The organism is Pseudomonas sp. B611 (assembly GCF_055407965.1).
On record NZ_JBUZST010000018.1, the window covers coordinates 86,158 to 110,917 of the forward strand.

General features: G+C 64.3%; 11 protein-coding genes and 1 pseudogene. All 12 read left to right on the forward strand.

The features are described 5' to 3' along the window. Positions 1 to 378 precede the first annotated feature (378 nt). A complete protein-coding gene (locus ACZRMO_RS25570; protein WP_463974679.1) occupies positions 379 to 1,581 on the forward strand; it encodes a substrate-binding domain-containing protein in 1,203 nt (400 codons plus the stop codon). A gap of 185 nt (positions 1,582 to 1,766) precedes the next feature. Then, positions 1,767 to 14,270, forward strand: coding sequence for a filamentous haemagglutinin family protein (locus tag ACZRMO_RS25575; RefSeq protein WP_463974680.1), 12,504 nt, complete (start codon positions 1,767 to 1,769; stop codon positions 14,268 to 14,270). 259 nt (positions 14,271 to 14,529) lie between these two features. Further along, positions 14,530 to 14,893, forward strand: a pseudogene (locus ACZRMO_RS25580) (transposase); the annotation flags it as partial. A 265-nt stretch (positions 14,894 to 15,158) separates the two neighbouring features. Beyond that, a complete protein-coding gene (locus tag ACZRMO_RS25585) occupies positions 15,159 to 16,742 on the forward strand; it encodes a ShlB/FhaC/HecB family hemolysin secretion/activation protein (RefSeq protein ID WP_463974681.1) in 1,584 nt (527 codons plus the stop codon). A 24-nt stretch (positions 16,743 to 16,766) separates the two neighbouring features. Further along, entirely contained in the window at positions 16,767 to 18,566 is a 1,800-nt protein-coding gene (locus ACZRMO_RS25590; protein ID WP_463974682.1) for a DUF2341 domain-containing protein, read from the forward strand. Between the two features lie 11 nt (positions 18,567 to 18,577). Next, the gene (locus ACZRMO_RS25595; protein WP_017738393.1) at positions 18,578 to 19,003 is read left to right on the forward strand and encodes an ExbD/TolR family protein; all 426 of its coding nucleotides are present in this window, start codon (positions 18,578 to 18,580) and stop codon (positions 19,001 to 19,003) included. Between the two features lie 3 nt (positions 19,004 to 19,006). Then, positions 19,007 to 19,711 carry an energy transducer TonB family protein gene (locus ACZRMO_RS25600; protein ID WP_463974683.1) on the forward strand — a complete coding sequence of 235 codons (705 nt, stop codon included), beginning with the start codon at positions 19,007 to 19,009 and terminating at the stop codon, positions 19,709 to 19,711. A 41-nt stretch (positions 19,712 to 19,752) separates the two neighbouring features. Then, on the forward strand, positions 19,753 to 21,453 hold the full coding sequence (locus ACZRMO_RS25605; RefSeq protein WP_463974684.1) for a putative porin: 1,701 nt from the start codon (positions 19,753 to 19,755) through the stop codon (positions 21,451 to 21,453). Between the two features lie 19 nt (positions 21,454 to 21,472). After that, positions 21,473 to 22,099, forward strand: a complete 627-nt coding sequence (locus ACZRMO_RS25610; protein ID WP_463974685.1) for a DNA repair protein — start codon at positions 21,473 to 21,475, stop codon at positions 22,097 to 22,099. Between the two features lie 20 nt (positions 22,100 to 22,119). Next, the gene (locus tag ACZRMO_RS25615; protein ID WP_463974686.1) at positions 22,120 to 22,587 is read left to right on the forward strand and encodes a YbjN domain-containing protein; all 468 of its coding nucleotides are present in this window, start codon (positions 22,120 to 22,122) and stop codon (positions 22,585 to 22,587) included. Further along, positions 22,584 to 23,525 (forward strand): peptidylprolyl isomerase, encoded by a 942-nt coding sequence (locus ACZRMO_RS25620; RefSeq protein ID WP_463974687.1) that lies wholly within the window; start codon positions 22,584 to 22,586, stop codon positions 23,523 to 23,525. The genes ACZRMO_RS25615 and ACZRMO_RS25620 overlap by 4 nt, the downstream gene beginning before the upstream one ends. Before the next feature lie 51 nt (positions 23,526 to 23,576). Then, entirely contained in the window at positions 23,577 to 24,554 is a 978-nt protein-coding gene (locus ACZRMO_RS25625; RefSeq protein ID WP_463974688.1) for a LysR family transcriptional regulator, read from the forward strand. Positions 24,555 to 24,760: the final 206 nt, after the last annotated feature.

Here is a 24,760-nt window from a genome sequence, read left to right on the forward strand (position 1 = left end):
GGCGTGACGCAGAGCGTCACCGGCGGCATTCCCACGCGGAGCGCGGGAACGATCAATTTCCTGTGCTCCCGTTCAACCTCGGGTTCCTCATTCCGTCATATCCCAAGGTCTACACGGCCTCCAGCCCGACCCACTGAAACCTCGCTGTCACCTACCCCCAAACCGCTCGGAACCATGACCAAAACACCCGAGAATCTTTTTAAAAATCAAGCGTTTCCTCCCGAGGTTTTTTCCCATAACCGTCATCGGAAACTGCGACTTTCTCTCCCATGGTTTTCACCCCTGGCCACCCCCGCAAGACGGCTTGGGACCGAAGCCATGGCGTCATGCAAGAGCCATCTACCCCAAACGTACAAACACGACGAAAGGAGCTTCTTCATGTTTAAGCGCAACGTTCTCGCGGTATCCATGACCCTCGCTGCCCTGTGCTCGGCACAGGCTGCATTCGCAGACGTAAACGGCGGCGGCGCTACTCTGCCACAGCCGCTGTACCAGACTGCCGGCGTACTGACTGCCGGCTTCGCCCCTTACATCGGCGTCGGCAGCGGCAACGGCAAGGCTGCTTTCCTGAACAACGACTACACCAAGTTTGTCGCCGGTGTGACCAACAAGAACGTGCACTGGGCGGGTAGCGATTCCAAGCTGTCGGCTGCCGAGCTGCTGGCTTACAAAAACAACAAACAACCGGGTTGGGGCAAATTGATCCAGGTGCCTTCGGTGGCCACTTCGGTTGCCATTCCGTTCAACAAGACCGGCACCAACGCGGTTGACCTGACTGTTCCGCAACTGTGCGGCGTGTTCTCCGGTCGCCTGACCACCTGGAACCAAATCACTGGCTCCGGCCGTACTGGCCCGATCACCGTGGTTTACCGCGACGAGTCGAGCGGCACCACCGAGCTGTTCACCCGCTTCCTCAACGCCAAGTGCACCGAAGCCAAGAAGTTCGCCATCACCACCACCTTCAAAGACAGCTACGGCTTCGTCGCTGGCGTCAGCGCCGGTACCTTGCCAGCCGGCGCAGTGCCTGCTACCACCAGCCAAGGCGTGATGACTGCGCTGAACGCTGCCCAAGGCCGTATCACCTACATGAGCCCGGACTACGCGGCCACTACTTTGGCCGGTCTGGATGACGCCACCAAAGTTGCCAAGATTGGCGGTGTTTCGCCTGCTCCAGGCAACGTATCGGCTGCTATCGGTCAGATCCCTGCTCCAACCGAAGCCCGTGCTGATGGCTCGTTCATCGATGCCACCAACCAGGACAACTGGGTTCCAGTGTTTGCTGCTGCTGCAAGCGGCCCAGCCACCTTCGCTTACCCATCCACTGGCTACCCAATCCTGGGCTTCACCAACCTGATCTTCAGCCAGTGCTACGCCGACGCTAACCAGACTGGTCAAGTGCAGGGCTTCTTCGCTCGTCACTTCGGTGCTTTCGGTAACAACGACACTGCCATCAACGACAACCGCTTCGTACCGCTGCCAGCTAACTGGAAACAAGCGGTAACCGACACCTTCGCGACCGTTTCCAACGCCCAAGGCATCGGCAACACCAGCGTCTGCAACCAAATCGGTCGTCCGCTGTAACCCCTGCTTTCAACGACCCGCAACACCGATCAGCAACGGCCTGTGCCGTTGCTGATTTTTTTTGCGTTAGCAGCCGTATATGAACTTTGCATGACAGAAGTTCAGTCGCGCCCCTCGCCAACCGCCTAACCCTCATACGTGCGCCTGTCTTGCCCCGGGGCGCTAACAAAGAAGGAAGATTCCCGATGGTCCGCTGCAAACCCACGCTCAAGCTGAATGCCCAGGGCCCGCGTGCCCAGACCGTGTTGCGCCTCAAGCCGCTGGCCCAGGCCATTGCCTTGTTGATGGTGGCGGGCAATGCCCATGCCGCCCAGGCGTTCAGTGCTGCGTGGTTTGCCGAAAAAGGCGCGACGCGCGCCACCACCGCCGCGCGCTTGAGCGCGGGGCAGGTGCCGGGCATGCCGACGCTGAGCCAGCAGGCGCAGGTCAACCAGCGCCTGGCGCGGTCCATCAGCACGCTGAACACCAGCGTCGCGGCGATTGCGGCCCAGCAGGCGGCGCAAGCGGCGGGGCGGCAGGCGGCGTTGGGGCAGGTGTCGAACATTCCCGATGGCCTGGGCAAGGGCGGTTTGCAGGTGGATAACAGCCTGACCCAGGGCTGGATCAACGCCAAGGCGCCGACCCAGACCCAGGCGGGCGGCAAGACCACGGTGAGCATCGAGCAGACCGCCGACAAGGCGATCCTCAACTGGGAGACCTTCAACGTCGGGCGCAACACCACCGTGGACTTCCAGCAGCAGTCCAACTGGGCCGCGCTGAACCGCGTCAATGACCCGAATGCGCGGCCGAGTGAGATCCAGGGCCAGATCAAGGGCGCGGGCACGGTGATGATCATCAACGCCAACGGCGTGGTCTTCGGCGGCACCAGCCAGGTCAATGTGCGCAACCTGGTGGCGGCGGCGGCGAACATCACCGATGAGCAGTTCACCCAGCGCGGCCTCTACGTCGATACCACCGGCACCCAGCCGACCTTCACCGACGCGGCCGGCAAGGTCGAGGTGCAACGCGGTGCGCTGATCCAGACCCACAACGCCGCTACCTCCACCGATGCCGGCGGCTATGCCTTGCTGCTCGGCACCGAGGTGGAAAACGCCGGCACCATCATTACCGCCAAGGGCCAGACTACCCTGGCGGCCGGTGACAGCTTCTATATCCGCAAAGGCGTCGGCACAGCGGGCAACGAGCGCTCCACCACCCGTGGCAATGAAGTCGCCACGGCCCTCAACTTCGAGAGCGCGGCGGGCAAGGTCAGCAACAGCGGCCTGATCATGGCCTCCACCGGCGACATCACCCTGACCGGTCACCAGGTCGAGCAAAACGGCGTGGCGCTGGCCAGCACCTCGGTGGACACACGCGGTACGATTCACTTGCTCAACTCGGCCAGCGACACCACCGGCAGCGTGACCCTCGGCGCCGGTAGCACCACCGCAATCCTCTTGGATGCCCGCGGCAGCACGGCCTTGAATACCCAGAAAAACAACGGCCTGACCCTGCTCGACGGCAAGCCCGCGAACCTGATCGACGGCCAGTTCGACCACCTCAGTGCGGTGGCCGACCGCACCGACCAGTCGCGTATCGAGATCGTCAGCGGCGGCACCGTGGATTTCCAGAAAGGCTCGATCACCCTGGCCACCGGCGGGCAAGTCGCAGTCAGCGCCGGCCAGCGCAGCCTGGTGCGCGATGGCGCGATCATCGACGTGTCGGGGGCGGTCGGCGTCAAGGTGGCGATGGAAGCCAACAACATCAAGATCAACGTGCAGGGCAACGAGCAGCGCGATGCCGCGGTCAACCGCGACAATGGGCAACTGATCAACAACGACGTGTGGGTGGACCTGCGCGAGCTGGTGTTTGTCGCGGCGGGCACCAACGGCTATGCCACGGACCGCTGGTACACCGCGGGCGGCTTGCTGGAAGTCGGCGGTTACCTCGGCACCCAGGGCCACTCGGTGGGTGAGTGGATGGCCCAGGGCGGCACCGTGACGTTTACCGGCAAGGATGTGGTGACCCAGCAGGGCGCGCAGATCAACCTGTCGGGCGGCACCGTGGATGTGCAGGACGGCTATATCCGCCAGACCTGGCTCAAGGGCCCGGATCGTCGCCTGTATGAGCTGTCGCGGGCGCCGGGGGACATTCTCTATTCCGGGATCTACAAGGGTTATGAAGACACCAGCGTGCGCTGGGGCCAGACCGAGTACTACTACAACCCGCTGATCGCGCCGCAGGGGCGCAACGAGGCCGGTTATACCGTGGGCCGCGATGCCGGCAAGCTGGTGGTCGGCACCACCAGCGCGGTGCTCGAAGGGCAGGTGGTCAGCGATGTGTTCCAGGGCGAGCGGCAGATGCAGGCGCCGGCGATCAACCTCGACGGCTACCAGCAATCGCAGAACGCGATGGCCCAGCGCGCGCAGTTGATCATTGGCCAGTACGTGCCGATCTATAACAAGACCACGGGCACCTTGCGTTATGCGTTGGGCGCGACGGCCGAGCAGGTGCTGATCGACAGCAACACGCAAAAAATCGCCGACGGCCTCGATCTCACCACGGAACTGCCGAGCGAGCGTCAGGGCCAGGTTGTGCTCGACAGCGAACAGCTCAACGGCTTCCAGTTGGGCGCGGTCAAGGTTGCAGCCAACCAGCAGGTCAGCGTCAACGGTGCGCTCAACGTCGCCGATGGCGGCACCATCACCCTGTTCGCGCCGGGGGTGGCGCTCAACGCCAACCTCACGGCCCACGGCGGCAGCATTCATGCCGGGAACATTCTCAGTCAGGTCGATCCGCTCCAGGACGGCGCGGTGGCCGATACGATCCTGCCGGGCGATGGCAGCCTGACGGTGGCTGATGGGGTCAAGCTGGACGTCAGCGGGCGCTGGAACAACCTGCTGCAGGACGCTGCCAACAACACCGGCGTGGCCTATGTGAACGGCGGCATGGTCTCGCTGCGCGGCACCGGCAACATTAGCCTGGCGGCCGGTAGCGTGGTGGACGCGTCTTCCGGCGCCACGCTCGGTGTGGACGGCAAGCTGGCGGGCGGCAAGGGCGGCAACGTGACCTTGAGCGCACTCGGTGCCCTGGGCCTGGACGGCGAGCTGCGCGGCTACGGCGTCAACGGCGGCGGCACCCTGGCGTTGCAGGCGCGTAAGGTGCAGATCGGCGACAGCGCCGTGGCTGCGGATGCCGACACCCTGAAACTGGCGGGCGACTTCTTCAACAAGGGCTTTTCGGCCTACGACATCACGGGCAACGAAGGCTTGCTCGTCACCGACGGCACACAGGTCGATGTCACTGCTCCGGTGCTGCGCGCCGGTGAGCAGGCGTTGTCTGCCGTCACCGGCAGCGATCCGGCCATCGCCTTGGAACGCTGGACCCCGGCGCTCTACCAGGAAGACGCGATCAAGGGCGTACTGACTCAGCGCCGTGGCGCCACCTTGAGCTTGAACGCCGGCGAGATCAATTCCACCGCCGAGCAAATGGCAAACGCCGTGCTGACCGTGGGCCAAGGCGCGGTGATCAATGTTGACCCAGGCCAGGCCATCAACCTGCGCAGCGTCGGCCAATTGAACATGGACGGCACGCTGAATGCCTGGGGCGGCAGCATCACCCTGGGTGGGCTGCGCGCCGCCGCGTCCGATGCGGTGAACTCCCTCGGCCATGGCCGCTCGATCTGGGTCGGTGAACACGCGCTGATCGATGCCGCAGCGCGGGCGGCGACCGCGCTGGATAACCGTGGCCGCGCCTATGGCGTGGTCCGTGACGGTGGCACGATCAATATCGGCGGCACCCTCGACCTGGCGACGGGCATTGCCACCGCCAGTGATTTGTTTGTGGTGGTGCGCGAAGGTGCGCGCCTCGACGCTTCCGGCACCCAGGCGTCATTGAACATTGCCGGGCAAGGCCTGGTGCAGCAGGCCAGCAATGGCGGCAGCATCAGCCTGGCGTCGAATAACGGCCTGTACCTGGACGGCAGTTTTGTCGCCAGGGCGGGCGGCGCTGGCGCGGCGGGCGGCAGCCTGGCGGTGGTGCTGGAAAGCCCCAACTACGAGCGGTTTACCGCCGTCGATCAGGTGCTCAAGGGCCGCGAATTGCTGATCAGCCAGACCCATCAGCGTCACGACCTGGCGGGCACGCCAGAAGACGCAGCCGCAGGCCTGGAATATGGCCATGGGCGCCTGGGGGTGGATCAAGTCAGCGCGGGCGGCTTTGATAACCTGGCGCTGATGAGCAACGGCATCATGGGCTTTGATGGCGACGTTGCACTGGCGATGGGGCAGAGCCTGCGACTGTTCGGTTCGGCGTTTGCCCTCAGTGAAAACGCCGCGGGTGATTCGCGGGTCAACCTGTCGGCGCCGTATCTATTGCTCAACGGCATCAACACGCCCGGCAAAGACCAGTACATTCGCCCGATTATCGAGCTGCCCAAGCCGTCGTTTCTGGAAACGGCCGCGCAGTTCAATGCCAGTGGCAACCTGATCGATGTGCGCGGCAGTGTGTTGTTTGGCCTCAAGGGCAGCCTGAATCAGGCGGACTGGAGCTTGTTGGACATCGAGCGTCGCGGTTTTGATCAGGTGAACCTGACCAGCCAGGGCGACCTGCGCTTCCTCGCGGGGCCCAATGAGAACGAAATTGCTCCGGGTATCAGCACCCAATTGCTGACCCAGGGTGATATGACCCTGCGCGCGGCCCAGTTGTATCCGGGCACCCAGGCCAGTGCGCGGGTGATTGCGGGTTATCAGGGGGACGAAGGTGGCGGCAGTATTCTTTTTGACCCGCTGCGTACGCTGACCATCGGCCGTACCGGCACCGCCGACGCCGCCATACCGTATTCGGCCTTCGGCCGCCTGCAACTGGGCGCGGCGACGGTTCGCCAGGGCGGTGTGGTGCGTGCGCCATTGGGCCTGATCGACATCGGCAGCATGGGCAGCAGCCTGGTGCAACTGTTGCCGGGCAGTCTCACCTCGGTGAGCGGCAAAGGCCTGGTGCTGCCGTATGGCGGCACGCTGGACGGCCAGGAGTACCGCTATAACGGGCAAAAGGTCACGTTTATCGGCCAGGGTGGCGTGGCCACGGCGATGAGCGATCTGAGCGTCGGGGTGATCCTCGGCGGTACCACGGTGGCCGTGCAGCCGCAGGCCACGCTGGATCTTTCCGGCGGCGGCGAATTGCTTGGGGCCGGTTTTATTTCTGGGCGTGGCGGCTCTACCGATGCGCGCTTCAACCCGCTGGTGCAGTTCGGCGCCAACGGCGGGTTTGTGTTACCGGGCCTGGCCACCAACCCGGTCTACGCGATTGTGCCGGGGATCCAGCCGGGTGCAGCGCCCGTGGCGCCGGAAGGTGGTGCCTCAGCGCCAATGATCGGCCAGCAGGTCACGATCGGCGCGGGCGTGCCGGGGTTGCCGGCGGGCACCTACACCCTGATGCCCTCCACCTACGCGCTGCTGCCGGGGGCCTTTCGCGTGGAGGTCAATGGCCTCGCCGGGCTTGGCAGCGACGCGGCGACCACCTTGATGCGCAACGGCTCGTGGGCCACTTCCGGGCACCTGTCGATTGCCAATACCGGGATCAGCAACAGCATCGCCAGCCAGTTGATCCTGACCTCGGCCGATACCCTGCGCCGTTACTCCCAGTACAACGAAACCAGCTATGCCCAGTTCGCCAAGGCCGATGCCGCGCGAATAGGTGTGCCGCGACCGATGCTGGAAGCCGACGCCAAGACCTTGAAGCTGGCGCTGCGCCCCGGTGCGGGTGCCGATGGCTTTTCGTTCGAGGGCGTAGGGCGGTTTGAGGCTGCTTCAGGTGGGTACGGCGGTACGGTGGCCGTGATGGACCCAAGCACACTGGGCATTGAAGTGGTAGGCGCTGGCAAACCAGCCACCGCTGACTTTGCCGGCATCACCCTCAAGGCCGACTCCCTCAATGCCTTGGGCGCCTCACGGCTGATGGTCGGCGGCATGACCGTTGTGGAATACGGCCAGTCCGGCAACTTTATCAGCCTGGCGTCCGGCCTCAATGCGGCCTACAGCACGGTCACGTTGCGTGAAGGTGCAACACTTGCTGCGCCCGAAGTGTTCCTGGTCAGCGACGTCGGCGCCATCGTGGTCGAGCAGGGCGCCTCGATCAACACCCTGGGGCGTGGCAAGGCCAGCTACGACGCGCGTGACGGGTTTATCTACAAGGTGGACAACATGTTGGCGGTGTCCAACGGGCTGCTCAATGTGGTCAGTGGCTCTGCGCAAAACGGGATCAGCCAGGGGATCAACGTGGGTGCCTGCGACAGCGGCGCCTGCAGTGGCGGGACCGGTCTGTATTCCGATGGCAGCATCGTCGCCTTGACCAACGGCACCTTCCAGTTGGGCGATGAAGTGCGCTACGGCACCCGTCACCTCAACCTCGGTGTCAGCGCGATCAACCTTGGCAGCGTCGAAGCATTGGCCGCAGCGGGGAACCGTGTACCTGCCGGCCTGACCCTGACCCAAGCGCTGCTCGACCGCCTGCTGCGCGGCGACACGCAATTCGGCGCACCCGCCCTGGAAACCCTGCAACTGTCCGCCCGTGACAGCTTCAACTTCTATGGCAGCACCAGCCTCGACACCTATGACCCGCTCACCGGCAAGTCGCTGCTGAGCAACCTGATGCTGTCCACCCCGGCGATGTATGGCGCCGGTGGCGCCAACGATGTGGCGACGATCCACACTGCCAACCTGATCTGGCTGGGCGCCACCAACGCCCCTGGCACCGTGGTGACAGGCGGCGCGGGCACCGGCAGCGGGCGCCTGGACATCAACGCCGAGCGCATCGAGTTCGGCTATGGCGACTTTGGCCAGCCGAGCAATGTAAAAAGCTTCGACCGCCTGGCCCTCGGGTTTGCCAACGTCAATCTCAACGCCAGCGAGCGCGTCACCGCCAACCACAAGGGCAGCTTGAAGGTGTACCAGAGCCAGGGCGCCTATGACCCGGTCACCGGCTTCCAGTACAGCGGCGGCAACCTGACCATTCGCACACCGCTGATGACCGGTGTCGCAGGCTCGGTGAACCGCATTACCGCCGGTGGCGCGATTGATATCGGCGCCTCCGCAGGTACCCGCGGTACGGCCAGCGGCCAGGGTGCCGAGTTGGCCTTGCAAGGCGACAGCATTCGCGTGGCCGGTGCGGTGGTGTTGCCCAGCGGCAAGGTCAGCCTCAGTGCCCGTGGTGATGTGGTGTTGACCGATGACGCACTGATCGACGTGGCCGGGCGCCCCATCGCCTTCAACGATGTGACCCAATACGGCTGGGGCGGCGACGTGTTGCTCGACAGCCGCAACGGCAATATCCGCCAGGCCGCCGGTTCGACCATCGACCTGTCGGCCCAGCACAACCAGGCCGGTAAGTTGCGCGCGGTGGCAACCGATGCGGCGGCCGGGATCGTCGATCTGCAAGGCAGGATCCTTGGTAGCAGCAGCGGTTATTACGCCGCCGGTGGCACCTCGATGCCCTACGAGGCCGCGACCGTGGAACTCCAGTCCCAGCACCTGGGCGGCAGCGGTTCCCTCGACCAGCAGTTTGCCGACCTCAACGGGCGCCTCAATCAGGGCGCGGTCTATGGTGGTCGCAGCTTCCAGCTCAAGCAGGGCGACTTGACCATCGGCAACGGCCTCAAGGCCGGCAACATCAGCGTGTCCCTCGACAACGGCCGCCTGCGCGTCAACGGCCTGGTGGACGCCAGCGGTGAGCGCGTCGGCAGCATTACCCTGGCCGGCAAGCACGGCCTGACCCTTGACGGCACGGCGGTACTCGACGCCCACGGCAGCAAACTGCGCGTGGACAGCTACGGCAAGATCATCGACTCGCCCAACCGCGCCACGGTGGTGCTGGGCTCTGGCGACGGCCAACTGACCCTCGCCAGCGGCGCCCGCATCGACCTGCGTCACGGCACCGACGGCGCGGCCGGCAACGACGGGCGCAATCGCGGCACCCTGGAACTCAACGCGCCACGCCTTGGCAGCAACGACATCGCCATCGACGCCAGCGGCCGCGTGACGATCCAGGGCGCGCGTTCCATCAGCCTCAATGGCATGGCCACCTACGACGATGCCCCGGAAAAAACCGACGCCACCGCCAGTGGCAAACCGTATCAGGAGATCACCCAGGGCTACCTGGATGGCAAGCACGTGTTGAGCGACGCCTTTATCAAGGCCGCGTTGCAGAACACCGACTTGCTGCAAAACAAACTCGCCGGGCTGAACAACGCCACCTACGCGGATGCCTTCCATGTGCGCCCCGGGGTGGAAATCGTCAGCAAGACGGCGGACGGTGACCTGGTGGTGCAGGGCGACCTGGACCTGTCCCGTTACCGCTACGCCAGCCTCAACCCCCATAGCCAGCAGGACAATGCGGTCTACGGTTCCGGTGAATCCGGCAGCCTGACCCTGCGTGCCGGTGGCGATCTGAATATCTACGGCAGCATCAACGACGGCTTCGCGCCGCCACCGGAGTCGGCGGACGACAAGGGTTGGGTGTTGCTGCCAGGAATCGACTACCGGGGCGGTACAGTGGTGGTGCCAGGCAACGGCGTGACCCTGGCCGACGGCACGGCGTTCCCGGCGGGCACCACGCTGAACTATGACCTGCCGATCAAGGGCCTGACGGTTGCGGCCAACACCCGGCTGCCGGTAACGGCGACACTGGGCCAGGAACTGGTATTGGCGGCCGGCAGCGTCGTCGCGGCGGATGTGCGCGATGCGGGCGGCAATCTGTTGTTCGCCGCTGGCACCTTGCTCAGCGAGGCGCAGACATTGGCCGAAGGCACGCAACTGGGCGCCGGTACGCTGCTGACCGAGGGCACCGTGTTGCAGGGCATGCTCTGGCCTAAAGGCGTGCCATTGCCAGGCGTGCATCAGGCCAATCCGAGCAACAACCTTGTGTTGCTCGATGGCACCAAGGACCTGCCCAAAGGCGCGCTGATTCCTGCCGGTACCAACGTGAAATTGCCCGATGGCGTGAAGTCGGTGCAACTGCGTGCTGGCGGGTCCGGGCAGCTCTGGGCAATCGCGCCGATGCTGGCCGAAGGCACGCAATCGTGGTCGTTGCGCCTGGTGGCAGGCGCCGATACCGAGGCCGCCGACAGCCGTATCCTGCAAGCGCATCCGCGCAGCGGCGACCTGCATCTGGCGGATACGCATTACGGCATGTTCTCCAAGCAATTGCCGCCTCGCGGCGTACAAACCTGGACGGCAGCTGCAGTGACGTATCTGGCGGGTGTCGGGGTGAGCGCCAAGGTGGGTGACCCGGTCGATCAGGCCGTACTTGACGGCTTGAACAAGGGGTCAGTCGAGGACTTCTGCGGTGCGTCCCCGCAGTTCTGTTTGTCTAAGGTTGCGTACACGGCCACTCAGTCGGCGGTCAACGTATTCGCGCAACGCGGCATCACCGTAGCGCTTGGCGCCGATTTGACCGACGAGATGTTCAGCCGTATCGGCTACCCTGCCGTATCCGTCGTGTGTGTTGGTGCGCCCGCGCTTTGCCAACTTAAATTCCCGCCGGAATACGCCGCCGCGCCCGCGAGCACCCGCTTGAGTGTCATCCGCACCGGCACCGGCGACCTGGACTTGTTGAGTGCAGGCAATCTGAGCACGGACTCGTTGTATGGGGTGTACACCGCCGGCACGTCCTCGTCGGGCACGTTCGAGGGCGACCCGTATAACCAGCCCAAGGCGAAGCAAGGGGTGGCGAAAACTGTGCTGAGCGCGGGCAGCCTGTTCGAGCAGTTCGTCAACGGCTCGCCCACCAGCCTGTACCGGGCCTGGTATCCGGAGGCTGGGGGTAATCTGACGATCACGGCCGGGGGAGATTTGACCGGTGATATCACCAGCACCACGCTGAACACTGTCGGGCGTCCCGATCCCAAGGATATCGGGACCGACTCGGCCAGCGTCGGCAACTGGCTATGGCGCCAGGGCAGCAATGCGGTGGCGACCGGAGGGCAGGCGCAGCCGAGCGCCTGGTGGATCAACTTCGGTAGTTACGCTGCGACGCCTTCGGGGGCCGATACCATGCTTGGCTTCACCGGATTTGGCACCCTCGGTGGCGGCGACCTGACGGTCAATGTCGACGGCAACGCCGGGGTCTTGAATACGTTAGGTTATGGCCTCAGCAACACGGCGATAAACCCCCATAGCCAAGGCCTGGTGTTGGCAGTCGGCAGTACGGGCAGGGTCGCCAGCGATGGCAGCTTGCAGTTGACCGGCGGCGGCGATCTGCGGGTGCGCATCGGCGGCAGCTTGAACCCAGCCAGTCTTGCAAGCTCCGATGACCACCGTGATGGCGTGCTGGTCAACCTTCGCGGGGATGTGCAGTTGCGCAGCGCCACCTTGGGCAGCGTCGATCTGTTGTACGGCAATACATCTACCGAACAGAGCCCCGGTGAGACACGTGCATTCGACCCGCTGGTCTCGACCCGTGGCGTAGCGCGTGGTGGGCTGACCCTGGTGCCGGGCGACGCGACGTTCAATGTGCAGACCCTGGGCGATCTGGTGGTACAGAACGTTGAAGACCCGGGCCGGGTGCCAATCAACCATGCCTCGCCGTTTGCACAAGGCACCACCCTGGGTACCGGCGCCAGTTGGTTCACGTTATGGACCAAGGACACGGCTATCGACCTGTTTTCCCTGGGCGGTAACCTGACGCCCTTCAGTCGATCCAGTACGCCGACTGACCTGGCGGTGGTCTACCCGTCAATTGTGCGGGCGACGGCGGCTGGCGGGAGCCTGTATTACGGTAAAGCGGCCGAACTGCAAGCCAACAACGACGGAAACTACAGCTACCCCTTGCTGCTGGCGCCGGGGCAGAACGGCCAGTTGCAGTTCCTTGCTCAGGGCTCGATCTACGGCGGTGGTATGGCGGTCAGCCAGTCCGGGGCGGCGCAAAGTTCGCTGGTCACCCCTTGGAATCCTGCCTATCAAGCTCGTATTGGTAATGCTGTGGTGGCCAGTAACCTGCCAGCCAGTGGCAGCTTGGGCTCCTTGTCGTTGTTTGCGTTTGGGCCAGCTACGGCAGCTGTGTCCGCCGTTGGCAGTGCTGAACCGGCGCGTTTTTATGCGATGGACGGGGATCTGGTCGGAGTAAGCAGTGGTCGGATTATCACGTTCAGCGCAACCCCAGGGTCACTGCATGAAGGTGAGACTTGGTATGAAGGGAACGGCGCGATAAGGATGATGGCCGGGCGGGATATCGTCAGCAGTGGTCGTGCTTTTGGCCTGGACCGGACTGACGCGCCTTCGAGCAATAACCTTTTCCTGCACATGAACCCCAACGACATCTCCATCGTCTCCGCCGGCCGCGACATCCTCTTCAGCAACTTCCAAGTCGCCGGCCCCGGCCTGCTGGAAGTCTCCGCCGGGCGCAACATCCTGCTGACTGGCGCCGGCGGCGAGCACAGCGTGACCAGCCTTGGCGCGATCCTGCCGGGCGATACCCGTCCCGGTGCGAGCATCGTCATGCAGGCCGGTGTCGGCGCCAACGGGCCGGATTACCAGCGCTTCGTCGCGACCTACCTGAACCCGCTCAACCAGGCGCAACCCGGTGAGTCGCTGCAGGGCGTCAAGGTCGCCAAGACCTACGAAAACGAACTGGTCACCTGGCTGGCCGAGCGCTTCGGCTTTGTCGGCGACAGCGAGCAGGCCCGGGCCTACTACGCGGCGTTGCCTGCCGAGCAGCAACGGGTGTTTGCCCGCGATGTGTACTTCGCCGAACTCAAGGCCGCTGGCCGCGAGTACAACGAGGACGGCGGCGTGCGCCAGGGCAGCTACCTGCGTGGCCGCACGGCGATTGCGGCGCTGTTCCCGGACAAGGATGTGGCCGGCAACCCGATCACCTATCAGGGCGATATCACCCTGTTCAACGGCTCGGGCGTACACACCAATGCCGGTGGCTCGATCCAGATGTTCACCCCGGGCGGCGGCCAGACCTTCGGCATCGAAGGCGCGGCACCACCGTCCACGGCCGGGGTGATCACCCAGGGCGCCGGGGATATCCAGCTGTACTCCATGGGCAGCATCCTGCTCGGGCAAAGCCGCATCATGACCACCTTTGGCGGCTCGATCATGGGCTGGACCGCCGCGGGCGACATCAACGCCGGGCGCGGTTCCAAGACCACCGTGGTGTACACGCCGCCCAAGCGGGTCTACGACAACTGGGGCAACGTGAGCCTGTCGCCGTCGGTGCCGAGTACCGGCGCGGGGATCGCCACGCTCAACCCGATCCCGGAAGTGCCGGCGGGGGACATCGACCTGATCGCGCCGCTGGGCACCATCGATGCGGGCGAGGCGGGGATTCGGGTGTCGGGCAACATCAACATCGCGGCCCTGCGGGTGGTGAACGCGGCGAACATCCAGACCCAGGGCAAGTCGTCCGGGGTGCCGGTTTCGGCCACGGTCAACACCGGCGCCATGAGCTCGGCCAGCGCGGCGGGGGCGGCGGCGTCCCAGGCCGCAGAGGATGCGGCGCGCAACCAGCAGGCGGCAGCGAAGCAGGGGCGGCCGTCGATTGTCACCGTGGAAGTGCTGGGCTTTGGCACGGAGCCGGTGCCGCGTGAGCCGGAGCAGAAGAGCTCCAGCTACAACCCCAACAGCCCGGTGCAGGTGCTGGGCGCCGGGCCGCTGAGTGAACAGGCACGGGCGCGGTTGACGGATGAGGAGCGCCAGCAGATCAGTTTGTGATCGTTCCCACGCTCCGCGTGGGAATGCCGCACCGGACGCTCCGCGTCCCAAAGCGCGACGCAGAGCGTCGCCAGAGGCGTTCCCACGCAGAGCGTGGGAACGATCATGAAGCTTTCATGACAAAAGTTCGGTAGCTCCCACCCACGCCCGTCTCTCCTATGTAACGCGCTGGATACGATCAAAAGTCGTCGCCAAAGCCGTCAGCAGGACGCCAGGAGTGGGGCAAATGGGAACTATGGAACGTTACTCGAAAGTCGGTATGCAGGAGCTCGATCAGCGCCTGTCGAAGATCGTCGAAGCCGCGCGCAAGAAGCCGGTTTCGGTGTACCGCTACGGCGCGCCGTGGGTTTGGATCGTCTCCCAGGACGATTGGCAGGGCGCGTTGAAGGAAGTCTCCAGCTTTATCCCGGCGGGGCATTCGCTGGTGTTGCTGCGCCCGCAGATCGACGAGGTGCTCGACAGCCATCGCGACTGGCTCCAGGCCGAGCCGGGCATGCTGATTGCGCCGCACACCGTGGTGCACATCCTCCTGCTGCAACTGCTGTATTCGGTGCCCAGCGAGCAACAACTGCACGAGCAACTCAATTACAACCTGCTGTTCCGCTGGTTTGTCGGCCTCGACCTGAACCAGAAAGTGTGGGGCATCCATGTCCTGCAACGGGACATCGCCAGCGTGCTGGGCAACCCGCGTGCGGTGCAGTTGATCCAGACCATCATCGGTGAAGTGTTTTGTGGCGCCTTGCTGCACATGCCGGAGTTCTCGCTGAACTTCGCCTTGCTGCACACCTGGCTGGCCCGGCACAGCCACCTTTCGACAACCAGCAATTGAGCAGGCCAAACGCCGTGCAAACGGCGACGGCGCAGAATCTTGGAAAGTTAGGGGGCGGTGTGGAGCATCTGTTCAAGTCAACGCTGGCGCTGTGCTGCCTGACGCTGGGGGCTTTGGCCTTGCCCGCGCAGGCCGAGGAGGAGGGCGCGGCACGCCGGGTGGACGTCAATGAGTACTTCGTGCGCGGCAATACCGTGCTCGATGCGGCGGCGATCGAGGAGGCGGTGTACCCGTTTCTCGGCCCGCAAAAGACCTTGGGCGATATCGAAGGCGCCCGCGATGCGCTGCAAAAGATCTACCAGGCGCGCGGCTACCAGTCGGTGTTTGTCGAGCTGCCGGAGCAGAAGGTCGATGACGGCATCGTCTATCTGCAAGTCAGCGAAACCAAGATCGGCCGCGTGCGTGTGGTCGGTGCCAAGCATTATTCGCCGGTGGAAATCCGCGACGAAGTGCCGGCGCTCAAGGAAGGCGAGGTGCCGGACTTTGCCACCGTGCAAACCCAGCTCGCCGGCCTCAACCGCGGCGTCGGGCGCCAGGTCACGCCGCTGGTGCATGAAGGCCAGCGCCCCGGCACCATGGACGTGGACTTGCAGGTGGAAGACCAGAACCCCTGGCACGCCAGCCTCGGCCTGAACAACGACTACAGTGCCGACACCGAAAAGCTGCGCTCGGTGGCCACCCTGGGCTACGACAACCTCTGGCAACTAGGGCACAGCGTGTCCCTCACCTATTTCACCGCGCCCCAGGACAGCAGCAACGCCAAGGTCTGGTCGGGTTCCTACAGCGCGCCGCTGGATGAGCGCTGGACCTTGCAGTTCAGCGGCTACCAGTCCGACAGCAACATCGCCACCATCGGCGGCAGCAACGTGCTTGGCAAGGGCCATTCCTACGGCGTGTCGGCGATCTACAACCTGCCGGCGACCAATGTCTGGGCCAACTCCTTCTCGTTCGGCATCGACTTCAAAGACTTCGACGAAGAGATGCAATTCGGCGCCAGCCGCGACCAGGTGCCGCTCAAGTACGCGCCGTTCACCCTTGGCTACAACGGCTATCGCTACACCGAGCAATCCCAGCTGGGCCTGGGCCTGAACCTGGTGGTGGGCACCCGTGCGTTCTTTGGCTACGGCAGCGATGCCGAAGAGTTCGACTACAAGCGCTACAAGGCCAGCGCCAGTTTTGCGGCGCTCAAGGGCGACCTGAATTACACCTACACCTTCGCCAACAACTGGCAGTCGGCGTCGAAGGCGGCGTTCCAGCTGGCCTCGGGGCCGCTGGTATCCAACGAGCAGTATTCCGCCGGCGGTGCCACTTCGGTGCGCGGTTACCTGGCGGCAGAGCGCACTGGGGACGAGGGCTACTTGCTGTCCCAGGAACTGCGCACGCCGTCGGTGGCCAAGTACCTCGGCAGTTATGTGCAGGAGTGGCGCTTCTATGCGTTCGCCGAAGGCGCACGCCTGCGCCTGCACGACCCGCTGCCCGAGCAAGAAGACGAATACAGCCTGGCCAGTGTCGGCCTGGGCACCCGCGCCAGTTTGAGCAAATGGTTGTCCGGCAGCCTGGATTGGGGCTACCCGCTGCTCGATGGACCGAACACCCAGAAACAGGACTCGCGACTGCACTTCAGTGTGCAGGCGACTTTCTGACTTTTTCTTCCGGAGACTTCACCCATGCAACGCCTATTCCTGAGCCTGTTGATCTGCCTGGGCTTCACGCTCCCGGCCACCGCCAATGCCTGGTGGCAAGACGACTGGCACTACCGCAAACAGATCACCGTGGACACCACCGCCCAAGGCGCCGCGATCAACCAGGCCCTGGGCCGTACCGCGCTGCTGGTGCGCCTGCACACCGGCAACTTCACCTTTGACGGGGTGAAGGATGACGGCGCCGACCTGCGCTTTGTCAGCGCCGATGACAAGACCGTGTTCAACCACCAGATCGAAAGCTTCGACCCGCTGATGGGCATGGCGCTGATCTGGGTCGATGTGCCCAAGGTCGAAGGCGGCCAGCGCCAGGACCTGTGGATGTACTACGGCAACGGGAAAGCCCCGGCCACCAGCAACGGCCAGTTGGCGTTCGACCCGGACTACACCGCGCTGTACCACTTTGACGGTGCCAACGGCACCCCGGCCCGCGACACCACGGCTTACGCCAACACATCGCTCAACGCCACCGGCGCGAGCATCGACGGCGTGATCGGCCGCGCCTTGCAGTTCGGCGGCCAGCCGCTGCTGTTGCCGGCCAGCCCATCGCTGCAACACGCTGCGGGCGGCGCGTTCACCTTCAGCGCCTGGTTGCGCCTGGATCAGGCCAGTGGCGAGCAGATCGTCCTGGCGCGCCGCGACGGTCCCCATAGCCTGCTGCTGGGGCTGAACCAGGGCACGCCGTTTGTGGAAGTCGATGGCCAACGCGTGGTCTCCACCCAACCGCTGAACCCTGGCCAATGGCAGCACCTGGCGTTCACCGCCGAAGGTGAAAAAATCGCGCTGTTTGTGAATGGCCGCGAGACGGCCAGCCTGGCGGTCGCACTGCCGGCGTTCAATTCTCAACTGGCCATCGGCGGCGATCTGCCGGACGCCGGCAGCACTCACTTGCCGTTCGCCGGCGCCATCGATGAGCTGCGCCTGTCCAAGGTCGCACGCCCGGCCACGTTGCTGTTGGCCGATGCCAGCGCCCAAGGCGCGGAGTCGAAACTGGTGGCTTACGGCGTGGATGAAGAACAGTCGGGCTTCGGTTTCGGCAGCCTGGGCTTCTTGCTCAACGCCGTGCCGGTGGACGCCTGGGTCATCATCCTGGTGCTGGTGGCGATGATGTTCCAGTCGTGGGTGATCATGCTGCGCAAAAACCGCCAGGTCAGCCGCGTCAGCGGGGCCAACGAGATTTTCCGCGAGCACTTCGCGCAGATCGGTACGCGCCTGGAGATGTATGCCGATGACGCCCCGCTGGGCGAGCGCTTGCAGCATTCGTCGCTGTGGCGCCTGTACCTGGTGGCGGTCAAGGAAATCCGCACCCGCCGCGCCCAGGGCGCCGACACCTCGTCGGTGTCGGCGGCGACCATCGAAGCGATCCGCTGCTCCATGGACGGCGTGCGCACCCGCGAAAACCAGGCCCTCAGTTCCAAGCTCTCGACGCTGTCCAACGCCATCGCCGGTGGCCCGTACATCGGCCTGCTCGGCACTGTGCTGGGGATCATGGTGGTGTTCCTCGGCACGGCCATGGCCGGTGACGTGAACATCAACGCCATCGCCCCGGGTATGGCAGCGGCCTTGCTGGCCACGGCCATGGGCCTGTTCGTCGCGATCCCGGCGCTGTTTGGCTACAACCGCCTGATCACACGCAACAAGGAAGTCAGCGCGGACATGCGCGTGTTCGTCGATGAGTTCATCACCCGCCTGGCGGAGATGCACGGCGAGAGCCAGTCCAGTGAAGCTGCGCACCGTCGCGAGCATCACGCCGCCGTACCGGCCTGAGGAGAATCAGCATGGCTTCCGTAAACGCCTCCCACGACGATGACGATGATGCCGCCGTCGATAGCATCAACATCACGCCCCTGGTGGACGTGCTGATGGTGGTGCTGGTGATGTTTATCCTCACCGCCACCGCCCAGGTTTCGGGCATTCAGATTCATTTGCCGAAGGCCAGCGCCTCGGTGTCGCTGTCGGAGGCCAAGACCAAGGCGATTTCCGTCAACGACGGCGGCCAGGTGTTCCTCGATGCATACCCGGTGACTCTCGGCGAGCTGGAAGAACGCCTGCGCATCGAGAAAGCGCAGAACCCGGACTTCCCGGTGATCGTGCGCGGCGACGCGTTGGTGCAGTACCAGAAGGTGATCGAGGTGCTCGACTTGCTGCGACGGCTGGAGCTGTCCCAAGTCGGGCTGGTCACCGGCAAACCGAGCCAGGGCTGAGCCATGACCGCACAGATCCCGATGCCGCCCTTGCCGGTAAAGAACAAGCCGCCGCTGCGCCCGTTGAAGTGGGGCGCAGGCCTTTTGCTGGGCGCTGTGGCGGCCTGGTTCTTGTGGCAGTGGGCCAATGACATGAGTGGCGTGCGCCGCGAAGCGCCAAAGATCCCGACGATTATTCCGTTGCCGCCACCGCCACCGCCGCCACCGGAAAAGCCCAAGGAGCCTGAGCCCCAGGTCGAAGAAAAAATCCCCGAACCGGTGCCCACGCCGGAGCCGGAAGAGGTCAAGCCCGCTGAGGAAGCACCGCCTTCGCCGGCGGACGATTTGGCCAACCCGATGCAGATCGACGGCGATGCCCAGTCGGGCAATGACGGTTTCAACATCGGCGCCGGCAAAGGCGGCGGCATGGCCGGTTCCGGTGGCGGCGGCTTGGGCACCGGCACGTACAAGCAGTACCTGGCAGGGGTGTTTCAGCGCCTGCTGCGCGAGGACCCGGAGTTGCGCAAGAAGGCGTACGCGGTGCAGGCCGATTTGTGGCTCAGCGCCGATGGCCAGGTCACCCGTGCCGAGTTGGCCAAGTCCAGCGGTGATGCCGAAACCGATGCCCAGGTGTTGGCCGCCTTGCGGGCGCCCCATGCCACGCAACGGGTGCCAGCCGCCGTAACGATGCCGGTACGCCTGTCCCTCAAGGGCCGGCGCCCGGAATGATCGAACCCTTTTCTACGGTTTTTTACAGGAGTTGCGTACACATGATTTCCCCCGTGAATCGACTGACCCTGGCGGTCGGCATGGTCATCGCGACCCTGGTTGGCCACGCGACGGCTGCCCCGGTTGCGCCTTCGGAAAACGTCACCATCAACCTGATCCGCCTGTTGGTGCAGCAGGGCGTATTGACCCAGGACACCGCCAACGGGCTGATTGCCCAGGCGGAAAAAGAAGCCCTGCAAGCGCGCCAGGCGAACGCCGCCCCGGTGGTGGCCGCAGGGCCTGCGGCAGCGCCGGGGGATGTGCGCGTGCAGTACGTGCCGCAAGCGGTGCGCGACCAGATCCGCGACCAGGTGAAAGCCGAAGTCATGGCCACCGCCAAGCAGGAAAACTGGGCGCAGCCCAATACCTTCCCGGACTGGGTGTCCCGCGTGAGCTTTGATGGCGATATCCGCCTGCGTGACGAGTCGCGCTACTTCTCGGGCAAGAACGACGACACCATCACCGACTACGCCAAGCTCAACAACAACGGGCCGTATGACGTCAACCCGAACTCCAGCACGCAGATTCCGCCGTTGCTCAATACCCGTGAAGACCGCGAAAACCTGTTCCGCATCCGTGCCCGCCTGGGCATGAAAGCGGTGATCTCGCCGGAATGGACCGCCGGCATCCGCCTCGGCACCGGTTCCGACAACAACCCGGTGTCCACCACCCAGACCCTCGGCGGTGGTTTTGGCAAGAAGGACATCTGGCTCGACCAGGGTTACCTGAGCTGGAAAGCCTCGGACATGATCACTTTGACCGGCGGGCGGATTGCCAACCCGTTCTATTCCACCGACATGATGTATTCCAACGACCTCAACTTCGACGGCGTGGCGGCGATCTTCAACCACCGCCTCGCCAGCGACTGGAACCTGTTCGGCACCCTCGGCGCGTTCCCGGTGGAATACACCTCGGACACCGCCAGCAGCAACGGCTTCGACAAGGAAGAAAGCGACACCAAATGGCTGTTTGGCGGGCAGATCGGCGCCGATTGGAAGATCAACCGCAGCAACAACCTCAAGCTTGCGGGCGCCTACTACCAGTTCCAGAACATCGAAGGCGAGCGCTCCAGCCTGTGCAAACCGTGGGAAGGCAAGCCGGGTTGCGACACCGACGGCTCGCGCGTGGCCTTTATGCAAAAGGGCAACAGCGTGTTCAACCTGCGCGACATCGCGCCCAACCCGGCCACCCCAGGCAAGACGCCGGAACCGCAGTTCGTCGGCCTTGCGTCCAAGTTCAACATCCTCGACCTCAACGCGGTGTGGGACAGCGAGTTGCCGAGCGACTTCAAGCTGCGCAGCCAAGCCAACTTCATCCACAACCTGGGCTACGACAAGGGCGAGATGCTCAAGCGCAGCGAAGGGCAGATCGTCAACAACCTCAACAGCAACGGCGAGTTTGAAAGTGGCGGCAATGCGTTGATGGTCTCGTTCACCCTCGGCAGTGCGTTGGAAATGCGCAAGCGCGGCGACTGGAACCTGTTGGCCGGCTACAAGTACATCCAACCCGACGCCTTGCCCGATGGCTTCAACGACTCGTCGTTCCACCTCGGCGGTACCAACGCCAAGGGCTACTTCATTGGTGCCAACTACGGCATCGAAAAGAACATCTACGCCAGTGCGCGTTGGTTGAGCGCCTCGGAAGTCTACGGCCAGCCGTTTGAAGTGGATGTGATGCAACTGGAACTCAACACGCGCTTCTGATGCGCACAGGAGATGCCACATGAACACGCGAATCTGCGGGCTGCTGTTGTTGTTCGTCGCCACCGGCGCCAGCGCCGAAGGCATGGAAGAGCGCCTGCGTACCCAACTGCGCAGCACCACCCAGCAGTTGCAGGCGTTGCAAAGCGAACAGGCCCAGGCCAGTGCGGCGCGCATCGCCGCTGAAACGCAGGCCAAGCAGGCCCAGGCACAGATCAAGCAATTGACTGCCGAGCTGGAAAAGACCCGTGGCGTGGCCGAGCAAATGGCCGGCCAGCAACAAAGCCTGCATAGCCAGGCGCAAGCCCAGGTGGCGGCAAGCAATGAGCAGATCGGTAAGTTCAAGAAGGCCTACGAGGAACTGCTGGTGCTGGCCAAGGGCAAGGAGGCCGAGCGCGCCAGCCTGCAGGCCAAGCTAAGCGAACGTGACACACAAGTGCAGCAATGTGCAGTCAAGAATCAACAGATGTACGGCGTGGCCCAGCAACTGCTGGCGGCCTACGAAAAAATCGATGTGGCTGAGGTGATGAGTATCCGCCAGCCCTTCGCCAGCGGTGCGCGGGTCAAGTTCGAGGAACTGGCCCAGGGCTTTGGCGACGATTTGTACAAGAGCCGTTTTGATGCGCCCCAGGCAACTGCCAATCACTGATCGACAAGGAAGACTTCACCATGAGCGAATTGAGCACCAGCGTCACCGTCCAGAGCCTCACCGAACTGCTGCAAGAAGCCGGCTACCGGGTCAACCCGAGCGAGCAGAACGGCATCGTGCAATTGCTCAGCGCCAGCCAGGGCATCGGCTTTGCCGTGCGCTTCGGCAACCCGGCGGGCGAGCAGGGCGGCTATGTGGATTTCACCTACAGCTGCGCGCTGCGTATCCAGGGCGAACTGCCGGAAGGCCTGGCCCAGGTGTGGAACGCTTCGCGCCGCTTTGCGCGGTTGTCGGTGCAGGGTGAATTCCTGCTGATGGAAATGGACGTGGTGGTGGCGGGCGTGAGCGTCACCTACCTGCGCAGCCAGCTGGAGTTGTGGGACCGCCTGTTGCAGGAGTTCATTGTCTACCTGCGTGAATACAGCCAGCAGGCCGCGCAGTTGCAGGCCGCTGCGCAATCGGTGGGTGAAGAGGCGCCGGTATTGTGAAAAAACCAACCTTGATGGTCGGCGCGGGTGCGCTGGCCTTGCTGGTGGTGGCCGTGGGCTTGAGCCTGCGGCCGGGCAGCGACCCGGTGGCGGCGCAGCAGCCGGCGCCGGCGCTCGCCACGCCAGCGGGCGGCCCGGCGGTGGCGCGCCTGGGCAACCAGCAGATCGACCTGACGGAAATGCAAAGCGTGCTGGCGAGCCTGCCGGCCGAGACTCGCGAGCAGTTGCGCGGCAACCGCGGCGCGCTGGAAACCTGGCTGCGCTCACGCCTGGCGCAAAAGGCCGTGCTGGAACAGGCCGACGCCCAGGGCTGGCGCCAGCGCCCGGAGGTGGAGCAGCAGACCCGCGCCGCCACCGAGCAGATTGTGTTTCGCGACTATGTGTTGTCGGTCAGCCAAGTGCCGGCGGGCTATCCCAGCGCGGCTGAGTTGCAACAGGCCTACGACGCCGGCAAGGCGCAGTGGGTGACGCAGCCGATGGTTCGGGTGAGCCAGATTTTCCTTGCCGTGAACGACCCGCAATCCGCCGAAGCGGTAAGGCGCCAGGCCCAGGAATTGAGCCGCAAGGCCCAGGCCACGCCGGGAGATTTTGCCGCCCTGGCCACGCAATATTCGCAAGACCCGAACACTGCCCCGCGTGGTGGCGACTCAGGGATGCAGCCGTTGCAGCAGTTGGTGCCACAGGTTCGCGAGGCGGTGGCGCGGCTCAAGGTCGGTAGTGTGTCCGACGTGGTGCAGAGTGCGGCGGGCTTCCATGTGCTCAAGCTCACTGCCCAGCAACCGGCGCGCACGGCGACGTTGGATGAGCTGCGCGCACGCCTGACCGAGGCCTTGCGCAGTCAACGCCAGGAGCAGATTGCCAAGGCCTACCTGGAAGGCATGCTCAACACCGCCACCTTGAGTATCGACGGTGCCGAGTTGAACAAGGTGCTGGAGTAATTCGCGACAGCCCGCATTGGATGCACAGACCAACAAGACAGGGAGTCTCCCATGGCATATCTAGAACCGTCCGGCCCCCAGGCACCCACCGCTTATCGTGGGGCGAGCGAGCCGCGCAGCAGTTGGCCGGCCCTGGCCAGCGAGATCGAACCCGAGGTGGCGCGCTACTTTCTGGTGAGTGCGCGCTGTGGCTGTTTCATGCAGGCGGCGCGCAGCCTGAATATCAAATCGACGCTGTTGCGCAAGCGCCTGGCGCAGCTGGAAGAACAGGTGCGCCATGCGCTGTTCACCTATCAAGGCAACGGCCTGGTGCTCAGTCGCGACGGCCTGCAATTGCAGGCGCAACTGATTGCGCTGGCCCATGAGCGGCGCCTGCCGGTGGTGGAACAGCCGCTGATCCGTCTGGCGGTGGCCGAGCCGATCCTGCACGACATCCTCGGTCGCGACCTGATCGCCTTGCTGCGCCGCAATGCCAGCGTGCGCCTGGAGATCATCTCCATCGACAGCCACCTGTCCCTGCAAGCGGTGGACGTGGACGTGGTGCTGTGGCTCTCCGACACCGACGGCCCCGCGCCCGGCCCGAGCTTTCCCATCCAACCGCCACGCCCGCTGGCGCGCCTGCATTACCTGCCACACATCGCCAAGCGCTACTCACGGCTGACCACCCGCCCGGACAGCGTGGATGACCTTGACGACTACATGCTCGTGCAATGGCAACCCGACATGCAGGTCGACGCCCTGCAACCGTGGAACCACGTCGTAGAGCAACGCCGCGCCGCCGTGGTGCAAGTGCAGGCCTACTCGCTGATGCTGGAAATGATCCGCTGCGGCGCCTGCATCGGCTTGCTGCCGCACTACATGAGCAGCTTCGACCGCGGCCTGGTGGCGCTGCCGGGGTTGCTGGCCGACAGCATGCAGCGCCAGGTGTGGCTGGCGGTCAATGCCCAGGTGCAAGATGCGCAGGCCGTTCAGGTGATCGTCGAATTGATCGTCGGGACGTTTGAGGGGCGCAAGGAGTGGTTTGACTGAGCTGATGGCGGCGGCCTGTCAGTCAACACAGATGCAGCTGACCCAGCGCTATCGCAGGCAAGCCAGCTCCCACATTTTTGACCAGTGCAAACCTGATCTGGCCTGTAAACCCAATCCCCTGTGGGAGCGGGCTTGCTCGCGAAAGCGGCCTGTCAGTCAACACAGATGCAGCAGACTTACCGCTATCGCAGGCAAGCCAGCTCCCA